The sequence below is a fragment of the Skermanella mucosa genome (genome assembly GCF_016765655.2).
Lineage (GTDB): Bacteria > Pseudomonadota > Alphaproteobacteria > Azospirillales > Azospirillaceae > Skermanella > Skermanella mucosa.
Genome location: NZ_CP086106.1, coordinates 2,199,136 through 2,213,588, shown reverse-complemented (window position 1 = coordinate 2,213,588; position 14,453 = coordinate 2,199,136). Strand labels below are relative to the sequence as shown.

Annotated in this window: 14 protein-coding genes; 8 read left to right on the top strand and 6 right to left on the bottom strand. The window is 66.4% G+C overall.

The features are described from left to right. Nucleotides 1–65: 65 nt before the first annotated feature. Nucleotides 66–1,880 (top strand): PHA/PHB synthase family protein, encoded by a 1,815-nt coding sequence (locus JL100_RS09985; RefSeq protein WP_228421175.1) that lies wholly within the window; start codon nucleotides 66–68, stop codon nucleotides 1,878–1,880. Nucleotides 1,881–1,931: 51 nt separating this feature from the next. Here JL100_RS09985 and JL100_RS09980 read toward each other — a convergent pair whose 3' ends face one another. From JL100_RS09980 to JL100_RS09960, 5 genes are all read right to left on the bottom strand, one after another. Then, complete coding sequence (locus JL100_RS09980; RefSeq protein ID WP_202683601.1) at nucleotides 1,932–2,450, bottom strand: gamma carbonic anhydrase family protein; 519 nt, start codon at nucleotides 2,448–2,450, stop codon at nucleotides 1,932–1,934. A 98-nt stretch (nucleotides 2,451–2,548) separates the two neighbouring features. After that, nucleotides 2,549–3,388 (bottom strand): hypothetical protein, encoded by an 840-nt coding sequence (locus tag JL100_RS09975; RefSeq protein WP_202683602.1) that lies wholly within the window; start codon nucleotides 3,386–3,388, stop codon nucleotides 2,549–2,551. A 131-nt stretch (nucleotides 3,389–3,519) separates the two neighbouring features. Then, nucleotides 3,520–3,855 (bottom strand): YdbL family protein, encoded by a 336-nt coding sequence (locus JL100_RS09970; protein WP_202683603.1) that lies wholly within the window; start codon nucleotides 3,853–3,855, stop codon nucleotides 3,520–3,522. Next, nucleotides 3,852–4,133: a YnbE family lipoprotein gene (locus JL100_RS09965; RefSeq protein ID WP_202683604.1), complete on the bottom strand. Its 282-nt coding sequence runs from the start codon at nucleotides 4,131–4,133 to the stop codon at nucleotides 3,852–3,854. Before JL100_RS09965 ends, JL100_RS09970 begins: the two co-directional genes overlap by 4 nt. Further along, nucleotides 4,133–5,989, bottom strand: a complete 1,857-nt coding sequence (locus JL100_RS09960; RefSeq protein WP_202683605.1) for a YdbH domain-containing protein — start codon at nucleotides 5,987–5,989, stop codon at nucleotides 4,133–4,135. The genes JL100_RS09965 and JL100_RS09960 overlap by 1 nt, the downstream gene beginning before the upstream one ends. A gap of 158 nt (nucleotides 5,990–6,147) precedes the next feature. On the opposite strand from JL100_RS09960, the gene glpD reads away from it, so the two are divergent. The 6 genes from glpD to JL100_RS09930 all read left to right on the top strand — a co-directional run bounded on the left by glpD (nucleotide 6,148) and on the right by JL100_RS09930 (nucleotide 12,071). Continuing rightward, nucleotides 6,148–7,689 carry a glycerol-3-phosphate dehydrogenase gene (gene glpD / locus JL100_RS09955; RefSeq protein ID WP_228421174.1) on the top strand — a complete coding sequence of 514 codons (1,542 nt, stop codon included), beginning with the start codon at nucleotides 6,148–6,150 and terminating at the stop codon, nucleotides 7,687–7,689. 122 nt (nucleotides 7,690–7,811) lie between these two features. Then, complete coding sequence (locus tag JL100_RS09950; protein WP_228421173.1) at nucleotides 7,812–8,336, top strand: peptidylprolyl isomerase; 525 nt, start codon at nucleotides 7,812–7,814, stop codon at nucleotides 8,334–8,336. A 250-nt stretch (nucleotides 8,337–8,586) separates the two neighbouring features. Beyond that, nucleotides 8,587–9,633, top strand: a complete 1,047-nt coding sequence (gene xylF, locus JL100_RS09945; RefSeq protein ID WP_228421172.1) for a D-xylose ABC transporter substrate-binding protein — start codon at nucleotides 8,587–8,589, stop codon at nucleotides 9,631–9,633. A gap of 86 nt (nucleotides 9,634–9,719) precedes the next feature. Further along, nucleotides 9,720–10,952: a sugar ABC transporter permease gene (locus JL100_RS09940; protein ID WP_202683608.1), complete on the top strand. Its 1,233-nt coding sequence runs from the start codon at nucleotides 9,720–9,722 to the stop codon at nucleotides 10,950–10,952. A gap of 13 nt (nucleotides 10,953–10,965) precedes the next feature. Then, a complete protein-coding gene (locus JL100_RS09935; protein WP_202683609.1) occupies nucleotides 10,966–11,745 on the top strand; it encodes an ATP-binding cassette domain-containing protein in 780 nt (259 codons plus the stop codon). Nucleotides 11,746–11,891: 146 nt separating this feature from the next. Beyond that, entirely contained in the window at nucleotides 11,892–12,071 is a 180-nt protein-coding gene (locus tag JL100_RS09930) for a hypothetical protein (RefSeq protein WP_202683610.1), read from the top strand. A gap of 24 nt (nucleotides 12,072–12,095) precedes the next feature. Here the strand turns inward: JL100_RS09930 and JL100_RS09925 are convergent, their stop codons facing one another. Then, the gene (locus tag JL100_RS09925; RefSeq protein ID WP_202683611.1) at nucleotides 12,096–13,877 is read right to left on the bottom strand and encodes an SLC13 family permease; all 1,782 of its coding nucleotides are present in this window, start codon (nucleotides 13,875–13,877) and stop codon (nucleotides 12,096–12,098) included. 287 nt (nucleotides 13,878–14,164) lie between these two features. Between JL100_RS09925 and tatA the strand changes: the two genes are divergently transcribed. Next, nucleotides 14,165–14,377 carry a twin-arginine translocase TatA/TatE family subunit gene (gene tatA / locus JL100_RS09920; RefSeq protein ID WP_202683612.1) on the top strand — a complete coding sequence of 71 codons (213 nt, stop codon included), beginning with the start codon at nucleotides 14,165–14,167 and terminating at the stop codon, nucleotides 14,375–14,377. The last annotated feature ends 76 nt before the right edge of the window (nucleotides 14,378–14,453 follow it).

Here is a 14,453-nt window from a genome sequence, read left to right as displayed (position 1 = left end):
GGCATTTCCACGGCGAGGAGCGGCCGACCGCAAGATCATTGTAGAGTCGCAGAGGACCGAAAAACATGGCTGAAACGCATGGAGCCGAAACGCATGGCTCCGACGTGAAGTTCCCCGATCCCGTCGAACTGAGCCGGGCGATGGCCCGGATCGCCGAGCACAGCCAGCATCTGGTGTCCGAGTTCCTGGCCCGGCAGGTCCATGACGGCAACCATGCACCGTCGACCGATCCGCTGAACATCGGCCACGCCTTCATCGAGATGACCACGCGGATGATGGCCGACCCGGTCAAGCTGATGCAGGCCCAGATGTCGCTGTGGCAGGACTACATGACCCTGTGGCAGCGCACGACCCAGCGGTTCCTGGGCCAGGAGGCCGACCCGGTGATCCTGCCCGCCAAGGACGACCGCCGGTTCAAGGACAGCGCCTGGGACGAGAACACGCTGTTCGACTTCATCAAGCAGTCCTATCTGCTGACCGCCCGTTTCATGCAGTCGAGCGTCCGCGGCGTCGACGGCCTCGACGACAAGACGGCCATGAAGGTCGATTTCTACACCCGCCAGTTCGTGGACGCGATGGCGCCCAGCAACTTCGTCATGACGAACCCGGAGGTTCTGCGCGCCACCATGGAGTCCGGCGGCGAGAACCTGGTCAAGGGGCTGGAGCACCTGCTGGACGACCTGGAGCGCGGCAAGGGCCAGCTCAGCATCCGGATGACCGATTACGACGCCTTCCAGGTGGGCAGGAACATCGCCTCGACCCCGGGCAAGGTGGTCTACCAGAACGACCTGATGCAGCTGATCCAGTACAGCCCGACGACGGAGCAGGTGCTGCGGCGCCCGCTGCTCATAGTGCCGCCGTGGATCAACAAGTACTACATCCTCGACCTGCGCGCGAAGAACTCCTTCATCAAGTGGGCGGTGGACCAGGGAATCACGGTCTTCATGATATCCTGGGTCAACCCGGACGAGGAACTGGCCGCCAAGAGCTTCGAGGACTACATGGTCGAGGGGCCGCTGGCAGCACTCGACCAGATCAAGCTCGCGACCGGCGAGGCGGAGGTCAACGCCATAGGCTACTGCCTGGGCGGCACCCTGCTCGCCTCCACCCTGGCCTACATGGCGGCCAAGGGCGACGAGCGGATCACCAGCGCCACCTTCTTCACGACCATGACCGATTTCTCCGAGTCCGGCGAGCTGTCCGTGTTCATCGACGAAGAGCAGCTCCAGATGCTCGAGGAGAAGATGAACGAGAAAGGCTACCTGGACGGCAGCACCATGGCGACCAGCTTCAACATGCTGCGCGCCAACGACCTGATCTGGTCGTTCGTGGTCAACAACTACCTGCTGGGCAAGGACCCGTTCCCGTTCGACCTGCTGTACTGGAACTCGGATTCGACCCGCATGCCGGCGCGGATGCACAGCTTCTACCTGCGCAACATGTACCAGAAGAACCTGCTGATCCAGCCCGGCGGCATCAGCCTGAAGGGCGAGCCGATCGACCTGCGGAAGATCAAGACCCCCGTGTTCATGCTGTCCACCCGCGAGGACCACATCGCGCCGTGGAAATCGACCTATGCCGGGACGCAGACCTTCTCCGGCCCGATCAAGTTCGTCCTGTCGGCGTCGGGCCATATCGCCGGCGTGGTCAATCCGCCGGCCGCGGAGAAATACTGCTACTGGACCAACGCCAAGCTGCCGAAGGCCCCGGACGACTGGTTGGCGACCGCCAAGCAGAACCCGGGTTCCTGGTGGCCGGAATGGCAGCGCTGGCTGTCCAAGCACGGCGGCGGCAAGGTGGCGGCCCGCATTCCCGGCGCCGGCGGGCTGCCGGTGATCGAGGACGCGCCGGGGTCCTACGTCGCGGTCAGGATCACCTGATGAGGAACCGTGCGGCGCGGGCGCACGGCGCGCCCCGCCGCCCCCCGGCGGTCACGGCCGACGATAGCTGGCAGCCAGGTCGACATACTGACGTGCCGACTGCGGAAAGAAGGCGATTTCTTCCGGAGTGACGTCGCGCATGAAGCGGGCGGGCGTTCCCGCCCAAAGCTCCCCTTTGCGCACCCGCTTGCCAGGTGTCAGCAAGGCGCCCGCGGCGACCATGCCGCCGCCTTCGACATAGGAGCCGTCCATCAGGCAGGCTTTCATCCCGACGAAGCAGCCGCTTTCCAGGGTGCAGGCATGCAGCAGGGCCATGTGGCCGATGGTGATGTCGTCGCCGATATAGGTTCCCTGCCCTCGCGACGCGACATGGATCACCACGCCGTCCTGGATGTTGGTGCGCGCGCCGATACGGACGACGTTGACGTCGCCCCGGATCACGCAGCCGAACCAGATCCCGGAGTCCTCGCCGATCTCGACGTCGCCGATGACCACCGCGGTATCCGCGATGAAGGCACTTTCATGGATGACAGGTGACTTGCCGTGGTGCGGCATGATCAAGGCGGTCATGGTCTCTTCCCCAGTCGCGATCGTCCGTCGGAACGGCGACACTTAGCCGTCCCATCGGGAATAACCAAGCCCTGGATAAAGGATCACCGTCCCGCCGATCAGCGGACGAACTGGCCGTAATGGTTGGCCATCATCTGGGACAGCATCTGCTGGCGGACCTTCGGGTCCCTGCTCATCAGTGCCGCCGTGGGATCGGAGGAAACCGACTGGGTCGCCGCCGAGGCCGAGGACTTGCCGCCCTGCATCTGCGCCCGCAGTTCGTCCAGCGGGCCGCTGTCGCCGTTGCGGAAGGCCTTCAGGGCGTCGGAGGTCTGCTGCACCTTCGTCAGCGCCGTCCGGGCCTTCTCCAGGGCGGCCGACCCGGCGCTCGACGCGTCGGCCGGCAGCTGGCCCGTGGTCGAGTACGCGCCCTTGGCCAGTCCGGATGCGACCTCCCCCGCCGACAGCCCGACCGTCTTCCCTTGGTAGTCGAGCACGGTCGTGTCGGACGACGATACCTTCTTGTCCCGCACGAGCCCGACCTCGATTCCGATCGAACGCACGCTGGAGGAGGAACCGTAGTTGGTGCTGACAGAACCGACCCGGATCTCGACGCCCTTGACGTCCTTTGAAGACGCCGCCTTGTCGATCTGCGACGACAGGGATTTCAGGGATTCCTCCGTCGCCTTGGCGCGCTGGTCCTTGTCCTTGTAGATCCCGCCCAATACGTCGTCCAGCTTGGTCCGCAGCTGGTCCCGCAGGCTGTCGGCGGTACGCGGCTTGGCCTGGTCGAACTCCAGCTTGATCGCCCCCGCGGCACCGCTGGACCGGGTCGTCGGCGACGCCTTCTCCGAAGCCGCCGTGGTCGCGGCCGGACTTGTCGTCGCCGCCGATGTCCTGGCGGTGCTGGTCGCACTCGTCGTCGAGTAGGCGGACAGGAAGCTGGATATCGTCACCATGGCCGAAACTCCTTTCTGGAGCCCTGTCTTCGGACGCCGGGACGGTATCCTGGCGGCGGAAGTTTACATACCCCTAAATCGTATCACGGGATCGTGCCGAAGGATAGAAAAACAACCACGACGGATTGTTCCTATTTGCGCCGCCAATCGCCCGATCCCGTCATGACATACTGCCCGCCCGGCGTCCGCTCGATCAGCTGGCGGCCGGCGACGGCCTGCACGCTTTCGACCGACGTCCCGTTGGTCCGGGCGACCTGGGCATACCGGTCGAGCCGCTGCGCGTTGATCCGGTCCACCAGGGCGCGGATGTCGGCGGGAACGGTGCCGGCGACGTAGCCTATCAGCCCGTCGGGCCGTTCGCCGACCAATCCCGCCTGCTTGGCCTGGTCCAGGGGAGCCTGCGCCGCCGCCGGAGCCGCGACCCCGGTCCACAGGGCCAGCGCAGCCGCCATCAATAAGCGTCTCATTTCGTACCGTTACCCTTTCTGCCGACACCCTGGCCGCCGCTCCCCGGCACGCCGCCGGGCGGCAATCCGAAGAGCTCGGGATCGTCGGCGAAAACCTGCTCCAGGTCGCGCTCGACCTTGATGCGGACCTCCTGCTCGATGCGGATGTTCAGGTTGATCTCGATCGGCTTGTCGGGAGCCTCCACCTTGACCGTCGGGCTGCACGCCGCGAGCACCGGGGTGAGACCGGCCAGCGCCGTTCCGAGAAGCAGGCGCCGGCGCGCGAGCGGGATGTCCATTATTTGTCCTGGGCCTGGAATTCCAGGATCCGGTCGCGTACCGCTTCCGGGATCCGATAGGTTGTGATGCCGCGCCGCAGGATCGTGTCGAGCGCGCCGTCGACATTAAGATTAAGCGCCACCGGATATCCATCATAGAAATCGGGATTGGACCCGCGGATCGCGAAACCGATCGCCATCTCGCCGCCCGCAGTCCCGTTGACCGTCAGCTCCATCGATTCGTACCGGAAGTCGGTCAGCGCCTGGAGCAGCATGTCCGTGCTGCTGCCGGGATCGCCCTCCAGGAAGGCCGGGGGCGCCGCCGGGTCGTAACGCAGGGTGCCGGGACCCAGAGTCTCCAGCTTGCCGTCGGTGACGGTCACGGAGCCCTGGCCGACCCGGACCGGCAGGCGCCCACCCAGGGACCCCGTGGCCGACAGCCCCTCGACCGCCGCGACCGAGAGGAGTCTCTGAAGGTCGATTCCCGTCGCTTCCAGTTCGATCGTCCGCTCCTCGCCTCCCGGATCGAAATCGTCGAGCCCGAGATCGAACGGAACGGCCCTGACGAAGCCGCCGGCCCACTGCCATTCGGCCCGGGCAACGGAAAGCCTGTCCGCCGCGATCCCGAATTCGACGACGGCGTTCGTCAGGGGAAGGCCGACATCCATCAGCGCGACCGACAGGACCTGTCCCGGCGGCAGGCGAAGCGGCGCCAGGCTGTCGGCGGCCAGCACAGCGTTGATGCCCCGTGCCGTTACCCCGCCGGTCTCGACCGCCGCATTCTCGATCAGGAGCGATGCGTTCCCTTTTCCGCTCCCCTCGCCCCAGGCGAATCGCCCGTCCAGGCCGAAGGTCCCGGTGACGGTCTCGACCCAGTCGCCAAGGAAGGGGAACAGGCCGGTGAGCCCCGGATCGCCGGGCGTGAACCGGACGGGCGCCATCTTCACCTCGGCCGATCCCGCCCCGGCCGGAACGTCCTGCTCGCCCGAGATATCGACGGAGATCGTTCCGGCGGCGTCCGTCAGCCGAGCATCGAAAAGTACCGATCCGAGGAGATCTCCCTCGGCGCGGCCCTGCGCCCGGAGCGGCGCCACGAAGGGCTTCCGCTGATCATGGCGGATGGTCGCGATGGCGTAATCGGCCGCGAAGGGGTGTTCCAGTGCCGGATCGAAAGTCGCCTTGCCGGACAGGCCCTCGCCCACGACCGCCTGCCGGGGCAGCGAGATCATCCCCTGCCGCCACGCGAGGTCGATGCCCATGGGATCCCCGGTCGCCGCCAGCCTCGCATCTACCGCCAGGGCGGGGAGCCGGCCGGCAACCGGCGTTCCCTGGACCGTCAGCCTGAGAGGCGCGGGCTTGACCGCGAAAGCCAGGGTCACGCCATCGGCAAGGCTGTAGTCGAGGAAGGTCCTGCCGGGGACGGACTCCAGGCACAGCGAAGTCGGTTCGCTCACCCTTACCTGCCCGGCGGCGGCACCGGCGGCGGTCACCGTGACGCATCCGTCGGGGACATAGCTCCACCGGCCGTCCTCCGACCGGATCGTCCCGGCGGTACGCAAGGCGGCGTCCTTCAACTCGATGCCCTCCGGAACCAGTCCGGACAGCGGCATATCCAGGTCCAGTCGGCCGCCGATCCCCGCGGCGAAGGAATAGGCCAGCTCGATCCGGCCGATCCGACGCTCCCGGGCCGAGTCGTTCCAGATGTCGATATCGGCACCGGACAGGTCCATCCGCGCGACGTCCACCCGCGCGCCCGGCCAGCCGTAATCGCGCAGCATCCGCTCGCCCTGCCATTCGACCAGGAACGGCAGGCCCAGCACCCCGGTCCCGGCCACGGCGATCACCGTCAAAAGCACCCACGTCCAGCGACGCGCCATCGCGTCCTTACCTTCCACCCGACGAAACGTTCCACCCGACCGAAGCTAGCACTCCGTCGTGTCAGAAAAAGGACATTCGGGAATGTTCGTTTGCGAAAATTCAGAACGCGCATTATGTTCGTTTTCGAACATACCGAGGGGCTTTTCGGGAGATGGAGATGGATCGGCGGGAATCGGCTGTGGATCTTCTGGTGATCGGCGGCGGCATCAACGGCGCGGGCATCGCGCGCGATGCGGCCGGCCGCGGGCTTTCCGTGATCCTGTGCGAACAGGCCGATCTCGCCAGCGCCACCTCCTCCTCCAGCAGCAAGCTGATCCACGGCGGCCTCCGCTATCTCGAACAGTACGAATTCCGCCTGGTCCGCGAGGCCCTGGCGGAGCGCGAGGTGCTTCTGCGGATCGCTCCCCACATCATCTGGCCGATGCGGTTCGTGCTGCCGCACAACCGGCTTCTCCGCCCGGCCTGGATGATCAGGCTGGGCCTGTTCCTCTACGACCATATTGGAGGACGGCGCAGCCTGCCGGGCACCCGGAGCCTCGATTTCCGGACCGACCGGGCGGAGGGGGCGCCGCTGAAGCCGGAACTCGCCCGCGGCTTCGCCTATTCCGACTGCTGGGTCGAGGACAGCCGGCTGGTGGTGCTCAACGCCATGGACGCCCGAGCGCGCGGCGCCGAGATCCTGCCGCGCACCCGTTGCGTCGAGGCGCGCCGCCAGGGCGACCGCTGGACCGCGCGGCTGAAGGACCTGGCGACCGGCGCCGAACGGGTGGTGACCGCCCGGATCCTGGTCAACGCCGCCGGCCCCTGGGTCGAACGGTTCCTGCACGGGATCGCCGGCCAGAAGGGCAATGCCCACATGCGGCTGGTCAAGGGCAGCCACATCGTCGTCCCGCGGCTGTACGAGGGCGACCACGCCTACATCCTCCAGAACACCGACCGCCGGGTGATCTTCGCGATCCCCTACGAGCACCGCTTCACCCTGATCGGCACCACCGACATCCCGTTCCAGGGCGACGCCTCGGACGTGCGGATCGATCCGGAGGAGACCGCCTACCTGTGCGACGCGGTGAACCGCTATTTCAGGACGCAGATCGGGCCGGACGACGTGGTCCGCAGCTATTCCGGAGTCCGCCCGCTCTACGACGACGACAGCGCCGCGAACCCATCCACCGTCACGCGCGACTATGTCTTCGACCTGTCGGGCGAGACCGGGGAAGCGCCGCTCCTGTCGATCTACGGCGGCAAGATCACCACGTACCGCCGCTTGGCCGAGCATGCCATGGACAAGCTGGCGGGCTTCATCCCCGGCCTGGCGCCGTCCTGGACCGCCAAGGCGCCGCTGCCCGGCGGCGACATGCCGGACGCCCGGTTCGAACCGTTCACGGCCGCCTTCAAGGCACGACGGCCCTGGCTGCCGGACGCGGTGGCGCAACGCCTGTGCCGGCTCTACGGCACCATGGCCGAGGGGGTCGTCGGCGACGCCGGCTCGCTCCAGGACATGGGCACCGATTTCGGAGGCGGCCTGTATGAGCGGGAGGCCGCCTGGCTGGTCGAGCGGGAATGGGCGCGCACCGCCGACGACATCCTGTGGCGCCGGACCAAGCTTGGCCTCCATGTCCCGGCCGAGGGCGCCGAGCGCCTTGCCCATTGGCTGACCCAGCGGCTCGCCGGGTCGGGGTCGCTGGCGCAGGCGAGCTGACCACCGGCCGCCGACGGGTGTTCGCGAGGCACGGCTTTCTTCCCGCCACGGCTTCCACTATGGTCGCCGCGTCACCGACCTGCACTGTGGAAGCAACGATGCGCTGGTTGAAGACCCTAATCATGGCGACCCTGATGGGCGCCTTTCTCTGGAGTGGGGAGGCTTTTGCCTTGGATCCTGAAAACACCCTCTATCTCGACCTGAAGGATGGCCGAGTCGTGATCGAGCTGAAGCCCGATCTGGCTCCCAACCACGTCGCGCGGATCAAGGAACTGACCCGCCAAGGTTTCTACGACGGCCTCGTGTTCCATCGGGTGATCGACGGCTTCATGGCCCAGACCGGCGACCCGAGGGGCGACGGCACCGGCGGGTCCGGCCAGAAGCTGAAGTCCGAGTTCTCGAACTACAAGCATGTCCGCGGCACCGTCTCCATGGCGCGGGCCCAGGATCCGAACAGCGGCGACAGCCAGTTCTACATCATGTTCGGACCCTCTCCCCATCTGGACCGGCAGTACACGGTCTGGGGCCAGGTGGTCGAGGGCATGGAGTTCGTCGACAACATCAAGAAGGGGTCGTCCATGCGCAACGGCGCGGTGACCGATCCCGACCGCATCGTCAAGATGCAGGTCGCCGCCGACGCCAAGTAAGCGCCGGCCCAGCCCTCTCCCGGCCACGGGAGAGGGCATCGGCGGCCGCGCTATGCCCGCGGCGGCGAAGTCCGGCGAGGTCGATTGATTTGGCTTTTGCGCCATGGCATCGTTGGGCAGCGGCAGTGTGTAGCAGAGCGACAATGCCGCAGCGTCTGGTGGCCCGGACGTTGACACAAGCCGGTTTCAAAAGCTCGCCACGGTACATGCCGGGCCAACAAGAATGAACCTATGGGGGAGGCGGAACTCAATGAATGCCATCAAGCATGCCCTGATGGGCGTGGGCGCGGTGCTCGTCATGACGGCATCTACCGGGGCATGGGCCCAGAAGGTCGTCGTCGGGGTGAGCTGGTCCAACTTCCAGGAGGAACGCTGGAAGACCGACGAGGCCGCCATCAAGGCCCGCCTGGCCGAGCTGGGCGCCGACTATATCAGCGCCGACGCGCAGAGCTCGCCGTCCAAGCAGCTCGCCGACGTCGAGAGCCTGATCACCCGCGGAGCCACCGCGCTGATCGTGCTGGCCCAGGACAACAACGCCATCATGCCGGCCATCTCGAAGGCGACCGCCGAGGGAATCCCGGTGGTGGGGTATGACCGCCTGATCGAGGCGCCCGGCGTCTTCTACCTGACCTTCGACAACAAGGAGGTCGGACGCATCCAGGCCCGCGAGATCCTGAAGGTCAAGCCGCAGGGCAACTACGTCTTCATCAAGGGCAGCGCCGCCGATCCCAACGCGGACTTCCTGCATTCCGGCCAGCTCGAGGTGCTGAAGCCCTCGATCGACAAGGGCGACATCAAGGTCGTGGGCGAGCAGTACACCGACGGGTGGCTGCCCGAGAACGCCCAGCGGAACATGGAACAGATCCTGACCGCCAACAACAACAAGGTGGACGCCGTCGTCGCCTCCAACGACGGCACGGCCGGCGGCGCGATCGCGGCGCTCTCCGCCCAGGGCCTGCAGGGCATTCCCGTGTCAGGCCAGGACGCCGACCAGGCGGCGCTGAACCGGGTGGCCCGCGGCCTGCAGACCGTCAGCGTCTGGAAGGACTCGCGCGAACTCGGCAAGAACGCGGCAAACATCGCCGTGGAGCTGGCCAAGGGCGCCGAAGCCTCGCAGATCAAGGGCGCCACCAAGTGGAACCAGGGCGCCAAGGGCGTGGAGCTGGACGCGATCTTCCTGACCCCGATCCCGATCACCAAGGAGAACCTCAACCTGGTGATCGATGCGGGCTGGGTGACCAAGGCCGTGGCCTGCCAGGGTGTCGACAAGGCCAAGGCTCCCAAAGCCTGCATGTGAGCCGCCGCCTCCCGGATCGTTGAACGGCGATCGCGGTCCTCCGGTCATGCCGGGGGTCCGCGATTTCCGCATGAGGGAACCTGACAATGACGACTGTCGTTGAATCGCCCGGCTCGGCGCGGCCGCAGGGCGCCCGCAACCTGATCGCGGCCCTGGAGATCGACACCAGGCTGCTGGCCATGGCGGCGGCCCTGGCGGTGATCTGGATCGGGCTCGACATCATGACGGGCGGCATCTTCCTGACGGCGCGCAACCTGTGGAACCTGTCGGTCCAGACCAGCGTCGTCGGCATCATGGCGACCGGCATGGTCCTGGTGATCGTCGCCCGCCACATCGACCTGTCGGTCGGCTCCGTCCTGGGATTCGTCGGCATGGTGATGGCCGTCCTCCAGGTCGAGGTGCTGCCGATCGGCACCTCCTGGACCTGGGTGGTATCCCTGGTCGCCGGCCTCGCCATGGGCGCCCTGATCGGCGCCTTCCAGGGATGGTGGGTGGCCTACCGCGCCGTTCCCGCCTTCATCGTCACGCTGGGCGGCCTGCTGATCTTCCGCGGGCTCGCCTGGTGGATCACCGAAGGCCGGACCGTCGCCCCCATGGACCCGACCTTCCAGCTCCTGGGCGGCGGCCTGGACGGCTCGATCGGCGCCTTCTGGAGCTGGGTCGTCGGCGCGATGTTCATCGCCGCCGTGCTGTTCAAGACGGTCCGCACGCGCCAGCGGCGCAACCGGTTCAATTTTCCCGTCCGGCCGCTGTGGGCCGAGGCGCTGATCCTGGCGGTCTCCGTGGCCCTGATCGTGGCCTTCGTGATGGTGATGAACTCCTATTACCGGCCGCGCACCCAGGTGCCGCAGGGCATTCCCATCCCCGTGCTGATCCTGATCGTCGTGGCGGTCGCCATGTCGGCGCTGACCAAGGTCACCAAGTTCGGCCGCTACGTCTTCGCCATCGGCGGCAATCCCGAGGCCGCCGAGCTGGGCGGCATCAACGTGCGCAAGGTCACGGTGATGATCTTCGTGCTGATGGGCGTGCTCGCGGCGATCGCCGGCGCGATCCAGACCGCGCGGCTCAATGCCGGCCTCAACTCCACCGGCTCGCTGCTGGAACTGTCCGTCATCGCCGCGGCGGTGATCGGCGGAACCTCGCTGGCCGGCGGCGTCGGCACGATCGCGGGCGCGATCCTGGGCGCGCTGATCATGCAGAGCCTGCAGAGCGGGATGATCCTGCTGGACATCTCGACGCCGATGCAGCCGGTCGTCATCGGCCTGGTGCTGATCGTCGCCGTCTGGCTCGATACCGTCTACCAGAAACGCCGCCGCTAGGAGGGCCCGAGAGATGACAGGAACCGTTCCGCTGGTGGAAATGCGCGACATCTCCATCCAGTTCGGCGGCATCAAGGCGGTCGACGGCGTTACCGTGGACCTCTATCCCGGCGAGGTCGTCGGGCTGCTGGGCCACAACGGCGCCGGCAAGTCGACGCTGATCAAGATCCTTTCCGGCGCCTACCAGGCGAACTCCGGACAGATCCTGATCAACGGCCAGCCGGTGGAGATCCGCAGCCCGCGCGACGCCAAGGCGATCGGCATCGAGACGATCTACCAGACGCTGGCGCTGGCCGACAATATCGACGCACCCGGCAACCTGTTCCTCGGCCGCGAGCTGATGACCCCCTGGGGAACGCTGGACGACGACGCGATGGAGCGGGCGACCCGCGACGTCATGGGCAGGCTCAATCCCAACTTCCGCAAGATCAAGGAGCCGGTCAAGAACCTGTCGGGCGGACAGCGGCAGTCGGTGGCGATCGCCCGCGCCCTGCACTTCAACGCCAAGATCCTGATCATGGACGAGCCGACCGCGGCGCTGGGCCCGCAGGAGACCCGGCAGGTGGCGGAACTGATCAAGCAGCTGAAGAAGGAAGGCATCGGCATCTTCCTGATCAGCCACGACCTTCACGACGTGTTCGACCTGTCGGACCGGGTCAGCGTCATGAAGAACGGCAAGCTGGTCGGGACCTGCCACACCTCCGACGTCACCAAGGACGAGGTGCTCGGCATGATCATCCTGGGCAAACTGCCCGGCCAGCAGACCGCGCAGGAACTGGAAGGGATGCACTGAGGCGGCGAAGCCGGTTCCTCAAGGGATCCCTTGATATATCATCAAAAGCTTTTTGCTATTCCTTCACGGTGAGCGCACGTACCCTGTGGGTAGAAGAGGCGGTCCGATGCGATGCCGGACCGCCGCCACAGATCGGGATACGCGCCATGAACCACCACCTCCAGCCCGCCAGCATCAACTCCGCCATCCGGAACGCGCGCCTTCTCTGCTATGAAGCCGGACCGCAACCGATCTTCGACAAGCCCACCTTCCAGATGGCGATGGACATGGCCTACCGGCTCGACGACCTGTTGTGCGGATCGAAGATGCCGCGCTTCGCCCGCTGACCCTCATCCGCGTTCCGGCCGGCCTCAGAACGGCCAGAAAAGCGGTATCAGGAAGGTCGCGACGGCCCAGAAAAGCAGGTTGAGCGGCAGCCCTACCTTGACGAAGTCCATGTACTTGTATCCCCCCGCGCCATAGACGAACGTGTTCGTCTGATAGCCGATCGGCGTCGCGAAGCTCGCGGAGGCGCCGAACATCACGGCGACCACGAAGGGCCTCGGATCGACGCCGAGCTGCTGCGCGATCCCTATGGCTATCGGTGTCAGCAGCACGGCGACGGCATTGTTGCTGACGATTTCCGTCAGGGCGGACGCCAGGAAGTAGACGAGCGACAGCATGATCAGCGGTTCGCTGCGGCCGACCGCATCGACCACGGTTCCCGCCACAAGCTGGACCGCCCCCGTCTTCTCCATGGCGGCGCCGAGGGTCAGCATGCCCAGGATCAGGAACAGGATACGCCACTCGATCGAGCGGTAGGCCTCGTCCCGGTCAAGGCAGCCCGTGAGCACGACGCCCACCGCCGCGATCAGCGCCAGACCCGCGATCGGCATGATGTCCAGGGCCGCGAGTATGACCACGGCCAAGACCGCGCCGATCGCGATCGGCGCCTTGGCGCGGCGCATCGGGTTGTGGACCGGCTCCGTCAGGTTGATCAGGTCGCCCGACTCGACCAGCCGCCGGATGCCTTCTTCCGGCCCCTCCAGGATCACCATGTCGCCGACTTCGAGGCGGACCTCCTCGAACTTTTCGCGCAGATTGATGCCTTGCCGGTGTACCGCAATCATGTAGAGGCCGTACCGCCGCCGCAGATTGAATTCCGCCAGACGGTGGTCGACGAAACCGGAGCGCGGGCCGATGATGCCTTCCACCACACGGGTGCTCCGCGTCGACATCTCCTGCAGGTCCACCTGCGGATCGAAGGCGAACCCGGCATGCTCGCGCAGGCCCATCACGCCTTCCATCCCGCTCTTCATCAGGATGCGGTCGCCCGCGCGCAGCACCACGGTGTCCAGTTCCCGGCGCAGCGATTCATCCTGCCTCACAACGTCGATGACCCGGGCGTTGGAAAGGTTGACGAGCTTGGCCTCCTTCAGGGTCATGCCCATCACCGGGCTGCCCGGAGGCACCACCACCTCGGTCAGGTACTGACGCTGGGGCTGGTTGGACAGCAACTCGCCCGTGGTCTCGCGGTCCGGCAGCAGCCGGTACCCGACCAGCACCAGATAGGCGATGCCGATCAGGGCCATGATCACGCCGAAGCCGGTGATCTCGAAGATGCCGAAGGCTTCCATGCCCATGCGCTGGGCGACGCCGTCCACCAGCAGGTTGGTCGAGGTTCCGATGAGCGTGCAGGTGCCGCCGAAGATCGCGGCGAACGACAGCGGGATCAGCAGCTTGCTGGGTGCCATCCCGAGATGGAGGCAGAGCCGGACCGCGACCGGCGTGAGGATCACCACCACGGGCGTGTTGTTGATGAAGGCCGAGGTGACCACGGCCAGCCCGACCAGCATCACGAAAGCCAGCATCCGGTCGCGCCCCACCACCCGCATGGCGGCATTGCCCAAAGCCTCCACGACGCCGGTCCGCTCCAGCGCGGCGCTCAGCACGAACATCGCCGCCACCGTCGCGACCGCATTGTTGCTGAAGACGGCCAGCACCTCGTCCGTGCCCAGGACGCCGGTCAGAAGCAGGATGGCCGCCGTCGTCAGCGCAACGATGTCCGGCGGCACCCACTCGCGGATAAAGGCGATGAATACGCCGACAAGCAGCGCGAACACCACGATGGTCTGGAAAGTGAGGGCGGACATCGGACTCCGGAAATGGCGCGGGGGCCGGTCGCGGGATGCGGGCTTCAGTGGCGCATCTTCGCTATCATCAGCGGTCGCGCGCGACAAGCCGCAAATAAAGCTTATAAAGCTAATGCTGTTATGTGCCGACCGGAGCATCTATACTGAGTATCGGATCATGCTTGGCGGCGGCAGACAGGTCGGAAGCGGATGGCTTGCCGTCCATCCTTCAAGCGCGGCAAGCTAGCAGCGGACAATCACTCAACCGGGAACTGCCGGCAAGGCGGGGCCTCACTGGAGACAAGATTATGGGTTCCTTCAGCCTCTTCCACTGGATCGTCGTTCTGGCAGCCGTCATGCTGCTGTTCGGCACCAAGCGGATTCCCCAGGCTATGGGCGACATCGCCCGCGGCATGAAGCAGTTCCGGAGCGGACTTCGGGAGGACGAATCCCCGGAAGTCCCGGCGGCCCCCGCCGGCCGCACGGCTGAGCTGCCCCGTGATAGCGTTTCGCGCACCTGACCGCGACGCCGCACGGTCTTTTCGGACTGCGGGGGATCCACCGCGCGACCAGGGCGGTGGATCCCCCGCATTTTGA